Annotated in this window: 16 protein-coding genes; 11 read left to right on the top strand and 5 right to left on the bottom strand. The window is 65.9% G+C overall.

Going from position 1 to position 20,625, the window contains the following annotated elements; all coding sequences use genetic code 11:
• Positions 1 to 64: 64 nt before the first annotated feature.
• The gene (locus NZK81_RS05535) at positions 65 to 1,129 is read right to left on the bottom strand and encodes a LacI family DNA-binding transcriptional regulator (RefSeq protein WP_260044734.1); all 1,065 of its coding nucleotides are present in this window, start codon (positions 1,127 to 1,129) and stop codon (positions 65 to 67) included.
• A gap of 457 nt (positions 1,130 to 1,586) precedes the next feature.
• On the opposite strand from NZK81_RS05535, the gene NZK81_RS05530 reads away from it, so the two are divergent.
• Both NZK81_RS05530 and NZK81_RS05525 read left to right on the top strand, forming a co-directional pair.
• Positions 1,587 to 2,489 (top strand): ROK family protein, encoded by a 903-nt coding sequence (locus NZK81_RS05530; RefSeq protein ID WP_260044650.1) that lies wholly within the window; start codon positions 1,587 to 1,589, stop codon positions 2,487 to 2,489.
• A gap of 234 nt (positions 2,490 to 2,723) precedes the next feature.
• Positions 2,724 to 7,484, top strand: a complete 4,761-nt coding sequence (locus NZK81_RS05525; RefSeq protein ID WP_260044648.1) for an NAD-glutamate dehydrogenase — start codon at positions 2,724 to 2,726, stop codon at positions 7,482 to 7,484.
• 35 nt (positions 7,485 to 7,519) lie between these two features.
• Here NZK81_RS05525 and NZK81_RS05520 read toward each other — a convergent pair whose 3' ends face one another.
• Positions 7,520 to 7,981, bottom strand: a complete 462-nt coding sequence (locus NZK81_RS05520; RefSeq protein WP_260044647.1) for an Lrp/AsnC family transcriptional regulator — start codon at positions 7,979 to 7,981, stop codon at positions 7,520 to 7,522.
• 107 nt (positions 7,982 to 8,088) lie between these two features.
• Here NZK81_RS05520 and phhA point away from each other — a divergent pair, with 107 nt between their 5' ends.
• From phhA to maiA, 4 genes are all read left to right on the top strand, one after another.
• The gene (gene phhA, locus NZK81_RS05515) at positions 8,089 to 8,952 is read left to right on the top strand and encodes a phenylalanine 4-monooxygenase (RefSeq protein ID WP_260044645.1); all 864 of its coding nucleotides are present in this window, start codon (positions 8,089 to 8,091) and stop codon (positions 8,950 to 8,952) included.
• Positions 8,949 to 10,049 (top strand): 4-hydroxyphenylpyruvate dioxygenase, encoded by a 1,101-nt coding sequence (hppD, locus tag NZK81_RS05510; RefSeq protein WP_260044644.1) that lies wholly within the window; start codon positions 8,949 to 8,951, stop codon positions 10,047 to 10,049. Before phhA ends, hppD begins: the two co-directional genes overlap by 4 nt.
• 118 nt (positions 10,050 to 10,167) lie before the next feature.
• Positions 10,168 to 10,722 (top strand): VOC family protein, encoded by a 555-nt coding sequence (locus NZK81_RS05505; protein ID WP_260044732.1) that lies wholly within the window; start codon positions 10,168 to 10,170, stop codon positions 10,720 to 10,722.
• Positions 10,723 to 10,735: 13 nt separating this feature from the next.
• Complete coding sequence (gene maiA, locus NZK81_RS05500; protein WP_260044643.1) at positions 10,736 to 11,377, top strand: maleylacetoacetate isomerase; 642 nt, start codon at positions 10,736 to 10,738, stop codon at positions 11,375 to 11,377.
• A gap of 38 nt (positions 11,378 to 11,415) precedes the next feature.
• On the opposite strand, the gene NZK81_RS05495 is transcribed toward maiA, so the two are convergent.
• From NZK81_RS05495 to NZK81_RS05485, 3 genes are all read right to left on the bottom strand, one after another.
• Positions 11,416 to 12,348: a formylglycine-generating enzyme family protein gene (locus tag NZK81_RS05495; protein WP_260044730.1), complete on the bottom strand. Its 933-nt coding sequence runs from the start codon at positions 12,346 to 12,348 to the stop codon at positions 11,416 to 11,418.
• A 271-nt stretch (positions 12,349 to 12,619) separates the two neighbouring features.
• Positions 12,620 to 14,002: a class II fumarate hydratase gene (fumC, locus tag NZK81_RS05490; RefSeq protein ID WP_260044641.1), complete on the bottom strand. Its 1,383-nt coding sequence runs from the start codon at positions 14,000 to 14,002 to the stop codon at positions 12,620 to 12,622.
• A 92-nt stretch (positions 14,003 to 14,094) separates the two neighbouring features.
• Positions 14,095 to 15,147 carry a Leu/Phe/Val dehydrogenase gene (locus NZK81_RS05485; protein ID WP_260044639.1) on the bottom strand — a complete coding sequence of 351 codons (1,053 nt, stop codon included), beginning with the start codon at positions 15,145 to 15,147 and terminating at the stop codon, positions 14,095 to 14,097.
• 123 nt (positions 15,148 to 15,270) lie between these two features.
• Here NZK81_RS05485 and NZK81_RS05480 point away from each other — a divergent pair, with 123 nt between their 5' ends.
• From NZK81_RS05480 to NZK81_RS05460, 5 genes are all read left to right on the top strand, one after another.
• The gene (locus NZK81_RS05480; protein WP_260044637.1) at positions 15,271 to 15,732 is read left to right on the top strand and encodes an Lrp/AsnC family transcriptional regulator; all 462 of its coding nucleotides are present in this window, start codon (positions 15,271 to 15,273) and stop codon (positions 15,730 to 15,732) included.
• Between the two features lie 78 nt (positions 15,733 to 15,810).
• Complete coding sequence (locus NZK81_RS05475; RefSeq protein WP_260044635.1) at positions 15,811 to 16,953, top strand: bile acid:sodium symporter family protein; 1,143 nt, start codon at positions 15,811 to 15,813, stop codon at positions 16,951 to 16,953.
• Positions 16,950 to 18,308 (top strand): AtzE family amidohydrolase, encoded by a 1,359-nt coding sequence (locus tag NZK81_RS05470; RefSeq protein ID WP_260044633.1) that lies wholly within the window; start codon positions 16,950 to 16,952, stop codon positions 18,306 to 18,308. Before NZK81_RS05475 ends, NZK81_RS05470 begins: the two co-directional genes overlap by 4 nt.
• 30 nt (positions 18,309 to 18,338) lie before the next feature.
• Positions 18,339 to 19,691, top strand: coding sequence for an NCS2 family permease (locus NZK81_RS05465; protein WP_260044728.1), 1,353 nt, complete (start codon positions 18,339 to 18,341; stop codon positions 19,689 to 19,691).
• On the top strand, positions 19,691 to 20,623 hold the full coding sequence (locus NZK81_RS05460) for a 5'-methylthioadenosine/S-adenosylhomocysteine nucleosidase (protein WP_260044631.1): 933 nt from the start codon (positions 19,691 to 19,693) through the stop codon (positions 20,621 to 20,623). The genes NZK81_RS05465 and NZK81_RS05460 overlap by 1 nt, the downstream gene beginning before the upstream one ends.
• The last annotated feature ends 2 nt before the right edge of the window (positions 20,624 to 20,625 follow it).

Below are 20,625 nucleotides of genomic sequence, written 5' to 3'. Positions count from 1 at the left end.
CCCGCTTCAATGGAAAGGCAGCCTGCCTCTCGGGCGTTCGCGGCGATTTCGCGGTTATGCGTTGTCAGGCAGCGCGGGTAGTTTCGCGTACGATCAGTTGCGGCGGGACGACGAGGCTCCCGGTATGTTCGCCGGCTATGCGCGCCCTGAGTTTTTCGACCATGGCCTTTGCGCAGTCGGCGATGTCCTGCCTGACAGTGGTGAGCGGGGGGCTCATGAGCGTCGCCAGCGGCAGGTCGTTGAAGCCCACCACCTGTACGTCCTCGGGTACCCTGGCGCCGCGTTCGTGCAGGCAGTGCAGCACGTTCATGGCGATCAGGTCGGAGCCGCAGACGATGCCGTCCACGTCGCCTCCGCATTCGTCGGATGCGGCCTTGATCTGCGGTCCCATTTCGCCGTTGGCGAGGCTGATGGGGATGTGGAGCAGCGAAATGCCCGCTTCCGCCGCGGCGGCGGCTGCACCCTTGTGCCGCTCTGCGACCTCGAGGTCTGCGGTGTCGCCCAGGAAGACGAGCTTGCGGGCGCCGGACGCGATCAGGTGCCCGGCGGCCATGCGGCCCCCGGCAAGATTGTCCGTGCCGACCACGCAGTGGTTCTGGCCCTCGCGGCAGATGCCCCAGGCGACGAGTGGCCGATAGCCCCTGGAAACCTGCTCGATCACGTCCAGCTGGTCCGACTGGCCCATCAACAGCACGCCATCGACCATGCCCGAACCGGTCATGCGCTCGAGCCAGTCGCTCGTGCCGTCGGGGATGGCGCGGCTGAGCATGACGTCATACCCGTTTTCGGTGAGCTCGTCGGCCAAGTGACCCAGCAGCGTGAGGAAAAACGGATCGGAAATCTGCTGGCGCCCGGCATGCCCCAGCGGGACGACGACGCCGATGGCGCCGGTTCGCCGGGATCGCAGCTTGCTCGCCATTTGATTGGGGCGGAACCCGTGTTTCTTGGCAAGGGCCTGAATGCGTTCGCGCGTATCTGTATTTACTAGCGACTTGCCCGCCAGCGCGCGCGACACCGTTCCGGTCGAAACGCCGGCCAGCCGCGCCAGATCGGCAAGCGTGCGGACTTCGACAGCGGCGCTGGCACTCTCCTGAGCGTCATCGCCTTCGTCGCTGTTTATGGGCCCCATTTTCATCACGGCGCTCCTTTAACATCTTGAAAGACTGGGAGGAAGTAACTTTGTTCGTTAGCAATCAGGGCTGCAGTAACCGGCTTTCGATGCGCCACGCGGCATTGGGGGCGGGGCTGGAAATTTCCAGACATCCACAAGTATCAAGGCCTTGCGGGAAGAGGTGCAGGCCGCAGGAGTATAGCATCTACATACTGCCGGAAAATTGATGGCAATTGCCTTGGCGATGAAAATATTGAAATCTTACATTCGAATTTAACCATATCCGAGCGGATTTGGGTTGAAATGGGCTGTGCGAGTATTTTCACTCTTCTCGAATCGGTCCGAATAAAGCTGTTTTCCGGCGGCATGAGACGACGCAGGCGGGGCAGTAACCAAAGCGGATAAGCATCCTGGTGAAGCTTGCGTGTGAGGCCTTCGATTGCGACCGGGCGGCAGTGCTGGCAGATAGCATCGCATGACGCGGACGTTTGGCGGTATCGAGCTTGGCGGGACCAAGACCGTGGTCGTACTCGGACAGCCGGGTGCGATCCGCGAGCGCGAAGAATTTCCGACCACCACGCCGGATGAGACGCTGTCGCGTGCGGTGAAGACGCTTTTGCACTGGCGGGAACACGGTTTGCTCGATGCCGCGGGCATCGCCAGTTTCGGGCCGGTCCGTGTCGCGCCAGAAGCCGCGGACTTCGGGACCATGCTCGATACGCCCAAGCCCGGCTGGGCCGGCGCGCCGGTTTTGTCGTTTGTCGCAGAGGCGCTTTCGCTGCCCCTCGCGATCGACACCGACGTCAACGCCGCCGCGCTCGCCGAGTACGGTGCAGGAGCCGCGCAAGGCTGCCCGGTCGTGGTCTACCTGACGATCGGAACCGGTGTCGGCGGCGGCGTGCTGCTGAATGGCGCGCCGCTGCATGGCATGCTTCACCCCGAAATCGGTCACGTTCGTCTGCGCCGCATGGCCGGGGACGCCTTTCCCGGTATCTGCCGGTTTCACGGGGACTGCGTGGAAGGCCTGCTGAGCGGTCCGGCCCTTGTTGCACGTTTCGGTCGTCATCCCGGCGAGGTCGAAGCCGGGGACCGGGTCTGGGATGCCGTGGCGCACGACCTGGCCGAGGTGCTGGCGATGCTGGTGCTCACGCTTTCGCCGCAACGGATCGTCGTGGGCGGCGGCGTGACGAACCGGCAGCCGCACCTTCTGCCGGCCACCCGGTCCCGGCTTCCGCACATTCTGGGAGGGTACCTGCGCGACTGCACGCACGCCGCTCTGGAGCGGCTTGTCGTACCGCCGGCGCTGGGTGATGATGCCGGCCCCATGGGCTCGCTGATCCTGGCCGAGCAGGCTTTGGCTGCAAAGGGTGCGAACTAATATTGCGCACATCAGAAACAGTGTTACATAGCGTGAAAATTTGGGCGCGCAGGATCAGCCGCTTCAGGTTGCAACCATCGACATTGCGCTTCGTTGTCATTTCTTGTCCGCGAACCGGGGGACACCCGGGATGCGGTTGATGCCGGATCGATCGATCGGTCCTATAAGGTGATCGGGCTGTAGCCGTGCCGCCGGAAGACGGTCGGCGGGAACTAGAGGACCGCGGAGAACGCAATGAGCGCAGGTGAACTGACCTTCAACCGCAAAGCCGGAGCGGCTCGCAAGAAGCGGGGGGCGGCCGATGCCGCGTTGCAGGACGCCATAGCGCAACGCATCCACGGCTCGCTGCTGCCGGGAGAAGGGCCTCACGAGGGCAGTTGGGTCGACGAGACGGCGCGCTTCCTGCTTGCCGCGGGCCAGTGCCGCAAGTCCGGCGAGCCGGTGATCGAAGTGGCCACGGCGAGTGAGGAGCGCCGCCTTCTGCGCATCGCTCTCATCAACGACGACATGCCGTTCCTGGTCGACTCGGTCGCGGCGGCGATTGCCGAACTGGGGCTGGTGATCGACCGGCTGGCTCACCCGGTGCTTTCGGTCGAACGCGATGCCGACGGCCAGCTCGTCGCGATCCCCGAGAGCCCGACTCCCGACAGCCAACGCGAGTCGATGATTTATATCGAAACGCCGCGTGTCGATGCGCGCCAGCGGCGCGAGCTCATGCGCCTGGTCGAGGCGACGCTGGCCGACGTGCGCTATGCGGTCTCGGACTGGCAGCGCATGGTGGAGATCATGCACGCCGATGCCGGGACCATCTCCGACGAGGAAGGCGCCGAACTCCTGCGCTGGTTCGCGGATGGCATGCTCACCCAGCTGGGCCACGTGACGCGCAGCCGCGAAGGCAGCCAGTCGCAGCGGCTGGGTATCTGCCGGCGCCCGTCGAACGCCCTGCTTTCCGAAGCCAGCTATGCCGCCGCCTTCGCGGCATTCGATGCCGAATTGAAGGCAGGCAGGATCTGCGCGCCGATGGTGGTCAAGGCCAACCAGATGGGCACCGTGCACCGCCGCGTGCCGATGGACCTGTTCCTCGTGCCGGTCATCGACAAGGGCATGGTTACGGCGCTTTCGGTCCATGCCGGGGTCTGGACGAGCGCATCGCTGACGGCATCGCCGGATAGCGTGCCCCGCCTGCGCGGGCAGCTTGCGGCGTTGACGGCCAGGCTCGGGCTCGATCCCCTCGGGCATACCGGCAAGGCGCTCGCCCATGCGCTGACCAGCCTGCCGCATGACCTCCTGCTCGGTCTCGGCACCGAGGACGTGGAGCGGCTGGCGACGACGATGATCGGGCTGGTCGACCGCCCGCGGCCGCGCCTGCTGATTACCCGCCCGCCGCTGATGCGGCACTTGTTCGCATTCGTCTGGTTGCCGCGCGACATGGTCTCCACGGACATGCGCAAGCGCATCCAGGCAATGATCGAGGACGCCGCCCAGGCGCCGGCGCTGGACTGGAGCCTTCAGGTCGAATCCGGCAATCTGGCGATGCTGCGCTTCACCATCGACATCCGCGAAGGCGTGCACGAGCCCGACGAGGACGAACTCGACCGCCACCTGCAGGTCATGCTGCGCGGCTGGTCAGAAGCGGTCGAGGCAGTGCTGATGCAGACGCTGGAGCCGGCGCGCGCGGCGGCGGCGGCCGGGCGTTATGCCGATGCCTTTCCGCTGGCCTATCGCAGCGACTACGGACCGGCCGAAGCGGCCATCGACATTGGTCACATGCGCAAGATCATGGTCGGGGAAGCCGCCGACAGCGAGCATGAGAAAGGACACCGCGATGTCCGGCTCTATGCCCATGATGGCGACCAGCCGGGGCGCCTGCGGCTGAAGATCTACGAAGCGCAGGGCAGTCTGCCGCTTTCCGATGCGGTTCCGGCGCTCGAGAACTTCGGGTTCCGCGTTCTGGAGGAAGTGCCTACGCCGCTCGCCCAGGGGCGGTTCGGAACCATCCACGATTTCACGCTGGCCCTGCCGGTGGACCGCGACGCGGGCGAGGTCCTGCGCCTTGCGCCGATGATCGAGGATGCCCTGTGCGGGGTGCTCAACGGTCTTGGCGAAAACGACGCCTTCAACCGGCTGGTGCCGGGACTGGGCCTGTCCAAGCGCGAGACCAACTGGCTGCGCGCCTGGTATCGCTATCTGCGGCAGGCCGGGGTGCATTACGGCATCGTCACCGTCGTCGATGCGCTGCAGGGAGCGCCTGCGGTGACACTGGGCCTGATCGATCTGTTTCGTGTCCATCACGATCCGGACTTCTCCGGTGACCGTGCCCTCGCGGGCGAGGCGGCGGAGGAAGCGATCCGGACCGGGCTCGTGGCGGTCAGCGCGATCAACGACGACCGCCTGCTGCGGGCCTACCGCGCTCTCGTCAAGGCCATGCTGCGCACGAATGCCTTCGCGCCGGCAGGCGATGTCGCGCTGGCTTTCAAGCTGGCCTCCGCGCAAGTGCCCGATCTGCCCAAGCCGGTGCCATGGCGCGAGATCTTCGTCTATTCGCGCCGGGTCGAAGGCATTCACCTGCGCGCGGGGCCGATCGCGCGCGGGGGGCTGCGCTGGTCAGACCGGCGTGACGATTACCGCACCGAGATCCTCGGTCTGATGAAGGCACAGCGCGTCAAGAACGCGGTGATCGTGCCGACCGGGGCCAAGGGCGGGTTCTATCCCAAGCAGCTTCCCGATCCCGCGCACGATCGTGCCGGCTGGGCCGCCGAAGGGCAGGGCGCTTATCAGGTCTTCGTGGATACGCTGCTTTCGGTTACCGACAACATCGTTGCCGGCAAGGTGGTGCATCCCGACGCGGTGATGGTGCTCGACGGCGACGATCCCTATTTCGTCGTGGCCGCCGACAAGGGCACTGCCAAGTTCTCCGACGTCGCCAACGCCATTGCCGCCGAGCGCGATTTCTGGCTCGACGATGCCTTCGCCAGCGGCGGTTCCAACGGATACGACCACAAGGCCATGGGCATTACCGCGCGCGGGGCCTGGGTCTCCGTGCAGCGTCACTTCCTGGAGCTGGGCGTGGACGTCCAGACCGAGCCGGTGCGCGTTGCCGGGTGCGGCGACATGTCGGGCGACGTGTTCGGCAACGGCATGCTGCTCTCGCAGGCGATCAAGCTCGTCGCGGCGTTCGATCACCGCCACATCTTCCTCGATCCCGATCCCGATCCGGCGAGGAGCTGGGCCGAGCGCAAGCGCATGTTCGGCCTGCCGATGTCGAGCTGGGCCGATTACGACCAGTCGCTGATTTCCCAGGGCGGGGGCGTGTTCCCGCGCACGCTCAAGGCGATTCCGCTCTCGCCCGAAGTCCGCCACATGCTGGGCATCGACGCGACCGAAATCGACCCGGATTCGCTGATCTCGGCCATCCTGCGCGCGCGGCTTGACCTGCTGTGGTTCGGCGGCATCGGAACCTACATCAAGGCGTCGAGCGAGAACAACGCCACGGTCGGCGATCCGACCAACGACGTATTGCGCGTCAGCGCGAACGAGGTGCACGCCAAGGTCATCGGCGAGGGCGCCAACCTCGGCGTGACCCAGGCCGGGCGCATCGAGTTCGCGCTCAAGGGGCGCAGCGGACTGGGTGGCTGCATCAATGCCGATTTCATCGACAACTCTGCGGGTGTCGATTGCTCGGACAACGAGGTCAACATCAAGATCGCGCTGGCCGCCGCGCGGCGCGCGGGCAAGCTTTCGGAAAAGGCGCGGGTCGACCTGCTGCGCGAGATGACCGACGAAGTCAGCGCGCTGGTGCTCGAGGACAACCGCCTTCAGGCGCTTGCCCTGTCGATCGCCGGGCGCGGCGGCGCCGATGCCCTGCCTTCGCACATTCGCCTGATCGAGATGCTGGAGGAAGGCGGCCACCTCGACCGCCTCACCGAAGGGTTGGCCGAGAACGAGGACTTCCTGCGCCGCGCGCAGGATGGCCAGGGTCTGACCCGGCCCGAGCTGGCGGTGCTGCTTTCGAGCACCAAGCTGCTGCTTCAGGATGCCATCGAAGGCAGCGATCTTCCTGGCGATTCCAGTCTTTCCGACATGCTGCTTGCGGCCTTTCCTGTGCCGATGCAGGACAAGTTCCAGCGCTTCATCAAGGACCACCGGCTGGCGCGCGAAATCATCGCCACCAAGCTGGCCAACCGCATCGTCAACCGCCTCGGTATCGTCCATCCCTTCGAACTGGCGGAGGAAGAAGGGGCGGACCTCGCGCAGGTGGCCGCCGCCTTCGTGCTGGCGGAGCGCCTGTTCGGTCTAGACCGGCTGTGGCACCTCCTCGAAACCGCGCCCATGCCGGAGGCTGCCCGCATTACCCTGTTCGACCGGGTGGCGGTCGCGGTGCGGGGCCATATGGCTGACCTGCTGCGCGCGGGCGCCGGCACGGTTGCGCCTGCCGAACTGGGCAAGCGCCTGCAGGGCGGTATCACGGCGCTTTCCACCGATACCATCGAACTGCTCGGCGAACGCACGCTCGCGCATTCGCTGAAGCTGCGGGCCGGTCTGCTCGAACTCGGCGTGCCCGAGGCCGTGGCGGTCGACGTGGGCAACCTGTTCGATCTCGATGGCGCTGTCGGCATTGCCGAGCTTTCCGCCGGCACCGGCATCGGGCCGCGCGATCTGGTGGCCGCCTTTACCCGGATCGGTGCCGGACTGGGTCTCGACTGGGCACAGGCGAGCGCGGCGATCATGAGTCCGTCCGACCCCTGGGAGCGTCTTCTGGTGGCCGGGCTCGCGCGCGATTTCCAGCAGATGCGGCTCGATTTCCTGAAGCGTCTGGCCGGCACGAAGCAGGGCAAGAAGGACCCGCTTGCGGCGGCCGAGGCCTGGGGCAGCGACCATATGCCCGCGATCGGTGCGTTCCGGTCCATGGTGCACCGCGCGGAACATGCCACGTTGGTTACCCCGGCCATGCTGGCCCAGATCGCAAGTCAGGCGCGGAACCTGCTGGGGCGCTAGGAGCCGCCCGAGGCCCGTGATGCCGCCGCTGCCGCCTATTCCAGCGGCAGCGCCCGCGCGTCCTTGATCGTCTCGAGGACGATGATCGACTTGACGTCGCGCACGCCGGGAATGCGCACCAGCGACTTGAGCGTGATCTGTGACAAGTGCTCGACGTCGCGGGCGATGACGTGGACGAGGTAGTCCATGTCGCCCGTCACTGCATGGCAGGCGATCACATAGGCATTGTCCTGGATCGCCTGTTCGAAGCGCGAGATGTTCTCGTCGCTGTGCCCGTCGAGGTTGATGAGCACGTAGGCGTCTAGCTCGAAACCCAGCCTGCGCGCGTCGAGCACCGGCTGATAGCCCAGGATCAACCCGTCGTCCTCCAGCCGCTTGATCCGGCGGCTGACCGGCGTGGGCGAGAGTGCGGCGCGTTCCGCCACTTGCGCCACCGGCATGCGGGCGTCTTCCTGGAGTGAGCGGATGATCGCGCGGTCGAATGCGTCCAGATGCATGGATCGCCTTTCTTTAACTTAAATCTTGGTGGAATTCACCAATATCACGTGCTTTCAATATCGCAATCGCACGAAAATGAAGCGCGTCTTGTGGTATCAGGGAACCCATGAAGACGCCGCGAACACAGACCAGCAACAGCGGCCTTCGGGGAGAGTACGAAGGCGCCGCTGCCGACTACACCGTCGGGCAGGACTGGCGCGCCTATACGCCGGATATGCACGAACGCTGGCGGCGGCTTTATGCGCGCCAGTCGGCACTGGTCGAACGCTATGCCTGCCGCTCGTTTCGCGATGGCCTTGCACGGCTCGATTGCGCTGGCGGCATTCCGCGTTTCGAGGATGCGAACAAGGTTCTCGGCCCCGCGACGGGCTGGCGGCTCGTCGCAGTCCCGGGTTTTATTCCGGACGATGTGTTCTTCGATCATCTCGCCCATCGTCGCTTCCCGGTGACGCGCTGGCTGCGCGAGGAGCATGAGCTGGACTATCTCGTCGAGCCGGACGTGTTCCACGATTTCTTCGGCCATGTGCCGATGCTGCTCGATCCGGCCATTGCCGATTTTCTGGAGCTTTACGGCAAGGCCGGGGCGCGGGCGATGGAGATGGACGCGCTGGAGATGCTGGCGCGCATCTACTGGTACACGATCGAATTCGGGCTCGTGCGCGAGGACGGCGGGCTCAGGGTTTTCGGCGCGGGGATCATCTCGTCGGCCGCCGAAACCGTCTATTCGATCGACGATCCCAAGGTGCTGCGCCTGCCGTTCGATCCCGTGAGGATCATGCGCACCGGCTACATGATCGACGCCTTCCAGAAGACCTATTTCGTGCTCGAAAGCCTGCCCCAACTCATCGAGCGGTTGGTCGGTCTCGATTTCGGGCCCCTCTACGAAACCTGGCGCCACGCGCCTGCGCTGCCGGCGGGCGAATGCCTGCCCGGCGAGACCCCCATCACTTTTTCCGGAGCATCTGCATGACCGACCTTTTCGAAAACCCCATCGGCCTCGACGGCTTCGAGTTCGTGGAATTCTCAGCGCCCGAAAAGGGCGTGCTGGAGCCGGTGTTCGAAGCGATGGGTTTCACCAAGGTCGCGCGGCACCGTTCGAAGGATGTCGAGCTGTGGCGTCAGGGCGGCATCAACTTCATCACCAATTACGAACCGCACAGCCCGGCGTGGTTCTTCAGCCGCGAGCACGGCCCTTCGGCTTGCGGCATGGGCTTTCGCGTGCGTGACGCGCGCAAGGCCTACGACGAACTGCTCGCGCGTTCTGCCGAGCCCGTTCAGGTCGCGACCGGGCCGATGGAACTGCACCTTCCCGGCGTTCGCGGCATCGGCAACTCGATCATCTACCTGATCGACCGCTACGAGCGGAACAATGACGGCGCGCTGTCGATCTACGACATCGACTTCGAATACCTGCCGGGTGTCGAGCGCCATCCCGAGGGTGCCGGGTTTGCCACGATCGATCACCTGACGCACAACGTCTACGGCGGTCGCATGGCCTATTGGGCCGACTACTACGAGAAGCTCTTCAACTTCCGCGAGATCCGCTATTTCGACATCAAGGGCGAATATACCGGCCTCACCTCCAAGGCACTGACCGCGCCCGACGGCCGGATCCGCATTCCTCTCAACGAGGAAGGCGAGGGCGGCAAGGGGCAGATCGAGGAGTTCCTGCGCCAGTTCAACGGCGAGGGCATCCAGCACATCGCCCTCATTACAGACGATCTCGTCAAGGCGTGGGACAAGCTCAAGGCGCTGGGCGTGCCATTCATGACCGCGCCGCCGGAAGCCTATTACGACATGCTCGATGAGCGCCTGCCGGGCCACGGCCAGCCGGTCGATGCGCTCAAGGCCCGCGGCATCCTGCTCGACGGCACGACCGAAGGCAGCAAACCGCGCCTGCTGTTGCAGATCTTTGCGGAAGCGCAGGTCGGCCCGGTGTTCTTCGAATTCATCGAACGCCAGGGCGACGACGGCTTCGGCGAAGGCAACTTCAAGGCGCTGTTCGAATCGATGGAGCGCGACCAGGTGCGCCGCGGCGTACTCCAGGTCGAAGAGCCCGCAGAGTAGGAATACCCCCCAAGGGGCGCGGAAGCCAAACGATGGCCCCTGCGCCCCCGAGCCTGCTGGACCGTTTTCTTTTCCGGGTCTCGATCCGGCAGGCTCCACCAGGATTGGAGAGGACATGATGACTGAACAGGCCCCCGTGCTCGGCGGTATCCACCACGTCGCCTATCGCTGCCGCGACGCGAAGGAGACCGTGGAGTTCTACCGCGATGTGCTGGGCATGGATTTCATGCTGGCCATTGCCGAGGACAACGTGCCGTCCACCGGCGCGCCCGATCCCTACATGCACATTTTTATGGACGCCGGCGGCGGCAATGTGCTGGCCTTCTTCGAACTGCCCAATTCGCCCGACATGGGCCGCGATGAAGCGACGCCCGCATGGGTGCAGCACATCGCTTTCAAGGTGGATAGCGAGGAAGCGCTGATGGCGGCCAAGGACCGCGCCGAGGCGCACGGTCTGGAAGTGGTCGGCCCGACGCACCACGGCGTGTTCAAGTCGATCTATTTCTTCGATCCCAACGGCCACCGGCTTGAATTGGCATGGCAATTCGGTACGCCTGAACAGATGCAGAGCCTCAAGGACGTGGCCGAGGACATGCTCGAGGAATGGTCGCGCACCAAGAAGGCCCCGCGCCACGCGGCGTGGCTGCACGAGAAGATCGCCGCCGAAACCTGAGGGGAGCCCATCCTTGCGCCTTCACGCCTACTACCGCAGTTCCACCAGCTACCGCGTGCGCATCGCGCTCAACCTCAAGGGGCTGGACTACGAGATCGTGCCGGTAAACCTGCTCGAAGCCGAACAGCGCAGCGCCGCCTATCGCCAGATCAATCCTTTCGCCGGCGTTCCCGCGCTGGAGGCGGACGGGCGCGTCTATGCCCAGTCGATGGCGATCCTCGAATGGCTCGACGAGCGCTATCCCGACCGGCCGCTGCTGCCCGCCGATACCGAGGACCGCTTCCTCATGCGCGAATTGTCGCTGGCGATCGCGACCGAACTGCATGCGCCGCTCAATTCGCCGGTCCTCGCCTACCTCAAGCACGACCTTGGCCATTCTCGGGACGAGGTCGATACCTGGTATCATCACTGGCTGGCCAAGACTCTGGTGCCGCTCGAAGCGCGCCTGGCCGCGCGCGGGACCGGCGATTTCCTGTTTGACGCTCCCGGTATGTTCGAATGCGTACTGATCCCGCAGCTCAGCAATGCGCGGCGCTTCGATTTCGATCTCTCCGCGATGCCGCACATGACGCGCATCGAGACGGCTTGCCTTGCGCACCCGGCCTTCGCGAAGGCGCATCCGGACAACCAGCCGGATAGTCCGGCGAAAGCTTAGGCGGTGTTCGACTATCCTCCCCGTGCCGGGGAGGACAATTACCCCCGCTTGCGCACTACGCAGCGGAAGCCGATGTGGCTGGTGGCGGTGTCGATCATCTCCGGGTGGCGTGCTGCCGGGCGGTAGCGCTGGCAGTAGTTGGCCGCGCACAAGTGCGAGCCGCCCTTGAGCACCTTGCGGCCGATGCGCACGCCGGGCTGGGCGGGGTCGAAGCTATCCTTCAGCTTGCCGCCACGCGGGTTGCTGAGCGTGCAGCATGAGCCGCTGCTTTTCTTCTTCGCCACTTCCGGGCGTTCGTTCCACCAGTCGCGCGTCCACTCCCAGGTGTTGCCGATCATGTCGTAGAGCCCGAAGCCGTTGGCGGGGAAGCTCTTCACCGGGGAGGTGCGCTCCCACCCGTCGAGGCACTGGTTGGCGAAGGGGAACAGGCCCTGCCAGTAGTTTGCCAGCATCGCCCCGTCGGGCGCGAGTTCGTCGCCCCAGGCGTATTCCTTGCCTTCCAGTCCGCCGCGCGCGGCAAATTCGTACTCGGCCTCGGTCGGCAGGTCCTTGCCTGCCCATTTCGCATAGGCTTCGGCATCCTTGTAGGCGACCTGCACGACGGGGTGGTCCCACAAGTCGAGGCTGTCGAGATCGCTGTCGGGGCCGTGGGGATGGCGCCAGTCGGTCCCGAATTCGAAGGCCCACCAGTTGCTGGGATCGGAGGTGTCGACCGGCGTCGCCGTCTTGCGGAAGACTAGCGATCCGGCCTTGTCCATGCCGGGCAGCATGCCGGGATAGTCCTTCGGGTCCGGCGCGATCTCGGCGACGGTGGTGTAGCCGGTGGCCTCCACGAAGGCGGCGAACTGGCGGTTGGTGACGGGCGCTTCGTCGATCCAGAAGGCATCGACCGACACGCGCCGCAGCGGTGCTTCTTCCGGGTAGAACTGCTCCGAGCCCATGGTGAAGGTGCCGCCGGGCAAGAAGGCCATGCCTCGGGTGGTGGTTGCGCCTTCTGCGATGTCGAGCTCTTCCAACGGCCGCCTCTCTCCACGGGTACGAATTGGGCATTCATACAGGGGGAGGGCGCTGCACGGAAGCGCCGACCAGAACCTGCCAGCGATGTTTCCCATCTCTTCGTCATTGCGGGGAGGCGAAGCCGACCCGGCAATCCAGAGCTGGCGCAAAACGCTTCTGGATTGCTTCGCCTGCGGCTCGCAATGACGAGGGAGGGGGATGTGCTCCGATCAGCGGCCCTTGGTCTCACACCATGGTTTCGGGTCGCACCACGCGATCGAACGTCTCGGCGTCGACCAGCCCCAGTTCCAGCGCGGCCTCGCGCAGCGTCTGGCCGTGCACGTGCGCATGCTTGGCGATCTTCGCGGCGTTGTCGTAGCCGATCTCGGGGGCGAGCGCGGTGACCAGCATCAGCGAGCGGTCGACCAGCTCGGCAATGCGTGCGCGGTTGGGCTCGATGCCGTCGACGCAGCGTTCGGCGAAGCTCGTCATGCCGACCGAAAGCAGGTCGATCGAGCGGATCACTGCCGCGCCGATCAGCGGCTTGAACACGTTGAGTTCGAATGCGCCCTGCATGCCGCCCACGGTCACCGCCTGGTGATTGCCGATCACTTGCGCGGCAACCATCGTCAGCATCTCGCACTGGGTGGGATTGACCTTGCCCGGCATGATCGAGCTGCCCGGCTCGTTCGCCGGCAGGTCCAGCTCGCCCAGCCCCGAGCGCGGGCCGGAACCGAGCAGGCGGATGTCGTTGGCGATCTTGGTGAGGGCGACGGCCAGCGTGTTGAGCCTGCCGGAAAATTCCACCAGCGTATCGTGCGTCGCCAGTGCCTCGAACTTGTTGGGCGCGGAGACGAAGGGCAGGCCGGTAAGCGCAGCGATTTCCTCCGCAAAGGCCTCGCCGAAGCCTTCGGGCGCATTAAGGCCGGTGCCGACCGCCGTGCCGCCTTGCGCCAATTGGCACAGGCCCTGTTCGATCAGCGGCTGGGTCCGCGTGCGGGCAAGGCGCAGCTGGGCATGGTAGCCCGAGAATTCCTGCCCCAGCGTGACCGGGGTTGCATCCTGCAGGTGGGTGCGGCCGATCTTGACCACGTCGTCCCAGCTTTCCGCCTTGGTCAGCAGCGCGCTTTCGAGGCGCTCCATCGCGGGCATGAGATTGCGCGTCGCGGCCAGCGCGGCGGCCACGTGCATCGCGGTGGGAAAGCTGTCGTTGGAGGACTGGCTCTTGTTGACGTGATCGTTGGGATGGACCGGCGTCTTGCCGCCGCGCCGGCCGGTGAGGATCTCGTTGGCGCGCCCGGCGATCACCTCGTTGACGTTCATGTTGGTCTGGGTGCCGCTGCCGGTCTGCCAGATCACCAGCGGGAACTGGTCATCGAGCATGCCCGAGGCGACTTCGCCCGCGGCGGTCTCGATCGCATCGGCCAGGTCCGCATCGAGCCCGTGCCGGCGGTTCACCCGCGCCGCCGCCTGCTTGACCAGCGCCAGCGCGTGGACGATTGCAATCGGCATGCGTTCGGCGGCGCCGAAGGGAAAGTTCTCTATGCTGCGCTGTGTCTGCGCGCCCCAATAGGCCTGCGCGGGCACGTCGATTTCGCCGATACTGTCGGTTTCGCGGCGGACGTCCATGGGTTCGCTTTCCCTGCTCGTTACGGACATGACGGGTATCCGAACGAAGCGGGGAAGGCCATGGTTCCGCGCGAAAGACGAATTGCGCTTGGTCAGGCGGGCTCGGCGACGGGGCGGCGCATCAGGTGCTCGGCCATGCGATCCGCCACTACCGATGGCGGCAGGCCTTCCTGCGAGGCCCGATCGAGAACATCGGCGGTGCGCGGGCCGATCCTGAGCACGCGGGCGCGGACGTCGTCGCTGCTTTCGCCGAGGTATTCGGCCGCGACATTGATGATGCCGCCGGCGTTCACGACATAGTCCGGCGCATAAGCGATCCCGCGGTCGAGCAGCATCTGCGCCACGGAAGGATCGGCAAGCTGGTTGTTCGCCGCGCCGCAGACCAGGCTGGCCCGGAGGGCGGAAACGCTGGCCTCGCTGAGCGCACCGCCCAGTGCGCAGGGCGCGAAGACTTCGGCTTCGACCTCGGCGATCTCCGCGATCGGGGCGACGCGCACGCCGAGGTCTTCGGCAAGCCGGGCACAGCGGGTGTCGTCGATGTCGGCGATCACCAGCCGCGCGCCTTCGTCCGCGAGCAGGCGGCACAGTTCGCCGCCGACGCTGCCCACGCCCTGCACGGCCACCGTCACGCCCGACAGCGTGCCGCCGAAGCGGAACCGCACCGCGGCCTTCATCGCCTCGAACACGCCGAGCGCGGTCCAGGGCGAGGGATCGCCCCCGGCAAAACCGGGGCGTGAGGTGCGGCCCGCGACATGCTTCGTGCGATTGGCGACGAATTCCATGTCTGCAACGCTGGTGCCGACATCCTCGGCGGTCACGTAGCGGCCTTCGAGCCTCTCCACCGCCGCGCCGAACGCTTCGAACAGGGCGCGGCGGTCGAATGCGCCGGCGGGCTTGCGCAGCACCGCCTTGCCGCCGCCGAAGGGCAATTCGGCCATCGCGTTCTTGTAGCTCATGCCTTCGGCCAGACGGAAGGCGTCCGCCATCGCGGCATCGGCGTTGGGATAAGTCCACAAACGGCATCCGCCGGCTGCCGGTCCGCGCGCGGTCGAGTGGATGGCGATCACCCCGTCGAGGCCGGCGGCCTCGTCGTGCAGGCGGACGTACTCCATCGGCGGCAGCATGCGGTGGACGGCGGTGACCATCTTCGAACTCCTCTATTCGCGCATCATGATGGCATCCGGATGGAGGCATTTTTTACCTCATTTGCGGAACGGATGCGAAAATCAGGCGAAGACGGACCGCAGGAGGCATGTTATCTGGAAAAAATGACCCAGCTTGATGCCTATGAGCGAAAAATTCTCCGCGAGCTGCAGCGCGATGCCAGCCAGACGACCGCGCAGATCGCGGAGCGCGTCGGGCTGTCCGCTTCGCCCTGCTGGCGGCGTATCGACCGGCTCGAGCGGGATGGCTTCATCAAGCGGCGCGTGGCCATCGTCGATCGGGAGAAGGTGGGGCTCAACGCCCACGTCTTCGCACAGGTGAAGCTCAACGCCCACGGTCGCGCCAATCTCGACGAATTCGCCGCCAAGATCCGCGAGTATCCGGAAGTCCTGGACTGCTACGTGCTGATGGGATCGGTGGACTTCATGATCCGGGTGGTCGCAGAGGACATCAAGGCCTACGAACGGTTCTTCTTCGAAAAGCTGTCACAGCTTCCGGGCATACAGGAAATCACCTCGACGGTGGCCCTGTCGGAGATCAAGGCAACGACCGCGTTGCCGTTCTGACGTGCTGCCTTTTTTGCAACGATCCGTGCGGATCATTGCGTTTGATCGATAGGGGTGATGAGGGCAGGGTGAATATCCATGCGTCGCGTGCCATTTGTTCCTTCCATTGATCCGTTTCTGCTCTGGCTGATCACCGTCGTGACGGCAGCGTCCCTGCTGCCCGTCCGGGGTGTGGCGGCGGAGTGGTTCGACCTGCTCGCCGACGCGGCGATCGCGCTGCTGTTCTTCCTGCACGGCGCCAAGCTCTCGCGCGAGGCGATCCTGCAGGGGATCGGCAACTGGCGGCTGCACCTCCTCGTGCTGGCATCCACTTACGTGCTGTTCCCCGTTGCCGGGCTGGTGACCGAGCGGCTGGCGGCGGGCTGGATGAACCCGCTGCTGCTCTCGGGTGTGCTGTTCCTGACGCTGCTGCCCTCGACCGTGCAGTCCTCCATCGCTTTTACCGCCATGGCGCGCGGCAATGTCGCGGCCGCAGTGTGCAGCGCCTCGCTCTCCAACCTGCTGGGCATCCTGCTGACGCCGCTGCTGGTGGGGATCTTCATCCAGTCCGCGCGGACCGGGCATGGCGGTGACTGGGGTGCGGTGCGCAGCATCGTCATGCAGCTTCTGGTGCCGTTCCTGGCCGGCCATTTCCTGCGCCCGCTGATCGGGCGCTGGGTGGACAGGCACAAGGCGATCCTGATGCCGGTGGATCGCGGCTCGATCCTGCTCGTGGTCTATTCCGCCTTCAGCGCGGCGGTGGTCAACGGGATCTGGAAGGTGCTCAACTTCTCGGACCTGGCCGAGCTTCTGGCGGTGAGTGCGGCGATCCTCGCCTTCATCATGATCGTCAACGTGCTGGTGGCGCGTTTCACGCACCTGCCGCGCGAGGACGCGGTCGTTCTGCTGTTCTGTGGTTCGAAGAAGAGTCTCGTGTCCGGCGTGCCGATGGCAGGCGCGCTCTTCGCGCCAGCGCAAGTGGGCATGATCGTGCTGCCGCTGATGATCTTCCACCAGCTCCAGCTTTTTGTCTGCGCCTGGCTGGCGGCCCGCTTCGCGCGTGAGGCCGAAGAGGCGGCGGAGGCCCCTTCGTCGGCGGGCGTGCCGCAGACGGAAGAGGAGATCGCACGGGCCGCAGCCGCCGTCGGGATCGACATTCTCGCGCCCTGCGCGCCCGGCGTGGCGGCCAATCTCGCGTTGCTTGCCAGCCATGCCGAGCGATTGCGCGGGGACAAGGCATGATGAGCACCGCTGAAATCGCGGCCGCCGTGCGCGGCGGACGCCTCGGCGCCATGCAGGTGCTGGAGGAATGCCTTGCCGGTCTTGCCGCGCGCGAGGCGCCGCTGCTGGCGGTGACGCGCCTGCTGGAGGACCGCGCCCGCGCGGAAGCCGCCCGCATAGATGAGCTGGTCGCTGCGGGCACCGATCCCGGTCCGCTCGCCGGGGTGCCCTACGGCGTCAAGGACCTGTTCGACGTTTCCGGCCTTCCCACTACGGCCGGCTCGGCGATCCACGCCGATGCCGCGCCCGCAACCGGCGATGCCGAAGCCGTCGCGCGCCTGCGCGATGCCGGCGCGGTGCTGGTTGCCACACTGAACATGGACGAGTTCGCCTACGGCTTCGCGACGATCAACGCGACCCATGGCACCACTCGAAATCCACACGATCCCTCCCGCCTGGCTGGCGGCTCCTCGGGCGGCTCGGCGGCGATTGTCGCCGCCGGGCTGCTCCCTTTTTCGCTCGGTTCCGATACCAACGGATCGGTGCGCGTGCCTGCCAGCCTGACCGGGATCTATGGTCTCAAGCCTACCCACGGCGACCTGCCGCTTTCGGGTGTCTTCCCCTTTGCCGAGAGCTTCGACGATGTCGGCCCGTTCACCCGCTCCGTCGAGGACATGCGCCTCGTCTGGGAAGTGCTGGGAGGGCGGTCCGCGCAGTCCGCCGAAGGAACACTGCGCGTCGCCCGGCTCAGTGGCCGTTTTCGCGAGAATGCCGATGCCGGGCAGCTCGCCGCGATCGACGCGATCGCACCCGACGCGCCGCTGATCGAGCTGCCCGATATTGCCCGCGCCCGCTCGGCGGCATTCCTGATCACGGCTTGCGAGGGCGGCCGGCTCCACCGCGAGGCGCTGGCGGCGGACGCCATGGCCTTTGATCCGGCGACGCGCGACCGCCTGATCGCCGGCGCGCTGCTGCCCCGGGACCTCTACGAGGAAGCACAGGCCTTTCGAGCCGAGTACCGGGCGCGGATCGAGGCGCTGGTTGCCGATTTCGACGTGCTGCTCGCGCCGGCGACGCCCTGCGCGGCGCCGCCGATCGACGATCCGCGTATCGAAATCGACGGCAAGCTCGTGCCTGCACGCGCGGATCTGGGCATTCATACCCAGCCTGTCAGCTTCACCGGATTGCCGTCGCTGGCGGTTCCGCTCTACCGTCCGGGACAACTTCCGCTGGGGCTGCAACTGATCGGCAGGCCCAACGGCGAGGCAGAGCTGTTCCGCTTTGCCGCCGAGCTGGAAGAACGGAGCATCATCGGTTCAACGCCGCCTCCGGGGGCGGAGATTATCGGGTCAGGGCCGCCGCCCGTGGCGGCTTAGGGGGGCAGCACAGTGACGCAGACAGATACGATGGTTGAAGCGCCGGAAGCGGCGCCTCCCGCAGGCGCGCTCGAGCGCTACTTCGCGTTGAGCGAGCGGGGCACGAATGCGCGCACGGAGGTGCTCGCCGGCGTGACGACGTTCCTGACCATGGCCTATATCGTGCTGGTCAACCCGGCGATCCTGGGCAGTACGGGTATGCCGGTTGCTTCGGTGGCAGCGGCGACGTGCTTTGCCGCGGCCTTCGCCTCGATCATGATGGGGCTTGTCTCCAACACGCCGCTGGCGCTGGCGCCGGGCATGGGGCTCAATGCCTATTTCAGCTACACGGTCGTCCAGCAGATGGGCGTGCCCTGGCAGGTGGCGCTGGGCTGCGTGTTCATTTCCGGCGTGGCTTTCCTGTTCCTGACGCTTACCGGCGTGCGCCAGCTGATCGTCAATTCGATCCCGCACTACCTGTTCGCGGCGGTGGCGGGTGGTATCGGCCTGTTCATCGGCTTCATCGGCTTCAAGGATGCCGGCATCATCGTCTCCAACCCGGCGACTTTCGTGGCGCTCGGCAATCTCAAGGACCCGAATGCGGCACTGGCGATTTTCGGCCTGCTGCTGATCGGCGCGCTCAGCGTGTGGAACGTGCGCGGCGCGATGCTGATCGGCATTGTCGTTACCACGCTGGTGGGCTGGGCCTTCGGCATGGTTTCGGTGAGCCCCGAACCCTATTCGCTCTCGGCGCTCACCGGCACGGCTTTCCAGCTCGATCTCGCCGGCGTGTTCGGGCTGTCCGGCAGCCACGGCCTGGGGCTGCTGGAAATCCTCTTCGTGTTCCTCTTCGTCGACCTGTTCGACAACATCGGCACGCTCGTCGCGGTGACCAAGCGCGCCGGCCTGATGGACAAGGACGGCCGCATCCCGCGCCTCAATCGCATTCTGGTGACCGATGCCACCGCGACGATCGTCGGCTCGATGGCGGGCACCAGCACGGTTACCAGCTACGTGGAAAGCGCTGCGGGCGTGCAGGCGGGCGGGCGCACCGGCCTGACCTCGGTCGTCACCGGCCTGCTGTTCCTCGCGATGATGTTCGTCGCGCCCTATGCGCAGGTGATCCCGCTGGCGGCGACCGCACCGGCGCTGATCATCGTCGGTGGCCTGATGCTGCTGCCGCTGACCGAGGTCGAATGGGAAGATCCGCTCTCCGCGATCCCGGCGTTCCTGACCGTGGCGATGATCCCGCTGACGTTCTCGATCGCCAATGGCCTTGCCTTCGGCATCACTGCCCATGCCGCGCTCAAGATCGTGCGCGGAACGGTGACGAAGAAGGACTGGTTCCTGCTGGTGCTGGCGCTGCTCTTCGTCGTCCGCTTTGTCTGGATGGGGGCTGCCTGATGCGCCGTATCGTGCTGGGCCTTGCCGCGTTGTTCGCGTTCATCGCCTGCCCGGCGCTGGCGGAGGAGCTGGACTCCACGCCGCGCACGCTGGTGATGACGGCCTATTACCCGGAGTGGAACGCGCTCGTCCACGCAGTGACCGATGCGAAGGAGTACAAGCTCAACGGCGGCACCTACCTGACCGGCACGCTGGAGGGCAAACCGGTGCTGCTGATGCAGAGCGGCGTGTCGATGGTCAACGCGGCGATGAACACGCAGCTTGTGCTCGATCACTTCGCGGTGAAGCGCATCGTCTTTTCGGGCATTGCCGGCGGGGTCGATCCCAGCCTCACCATTGGCGACGTGATCGTCGCGGAGGACTGGGGCCAGTACCTGGAAGTCAACTTCGCGCGCCAGACGCAGGACGGCTGGCTCTCGCCCGAACCGGTCGATCCGAAGGCGCCGGCCAATTGGAACTTCATGTATCCGCGCGGCACCCGTGTCGGCAACGCCGACACCGCGCCCGGGCGGCACTACACGTTCCGGATGGACCCGGAACTGCTCGCCGTCGCGCGCGAGATAGCGCCCAAGGTCGTTATGGAGCGCTGCGTGCCGCCCTCGCCGCAGCAGTTGCCGGATACCGAGCTGTGCCTGCACGAGGCTCCCAGGATCGTCGTCGGCGGCACGGGCGTGAGCGCGGGCGTCTTTGCCGACAACGCGCAGTTTCGCGAATATCTCCATGCCGCCTGGAACGCGCGCGTGCTCGACATGGAAAGCGCGGCGGTGGCGCAGGTCGCCTATGCCAACGAAGTGCCCACGATCATCTTCCGCAGCCTTTCCGATCTGGCCGGCGGCGACAAGGAAAAGAACATGGAGGACACCTTCGAGCATCTCGCCTCGGTGAACTCCGCGCATGTCGTGCGCGCTTTCCTCGCAGCACTTCCGGACTGAGG

It is taken from the genome of Novosphingobium mangrovisedimenti, assembly GCF_025153475.1.
Classification (GTDB): domain Bacteria; phylum Pseudomonadota; class Alphaproteobacteria; order Sphingomonadales; family Sphingomonadaceae; genus Novosphingobium; species Novosphingobium mangrovi_A.
Note: the sequence above shows the minus strand (reverse complement) of the source record. Positions and strands in the feature narration are given on the sequence as shown.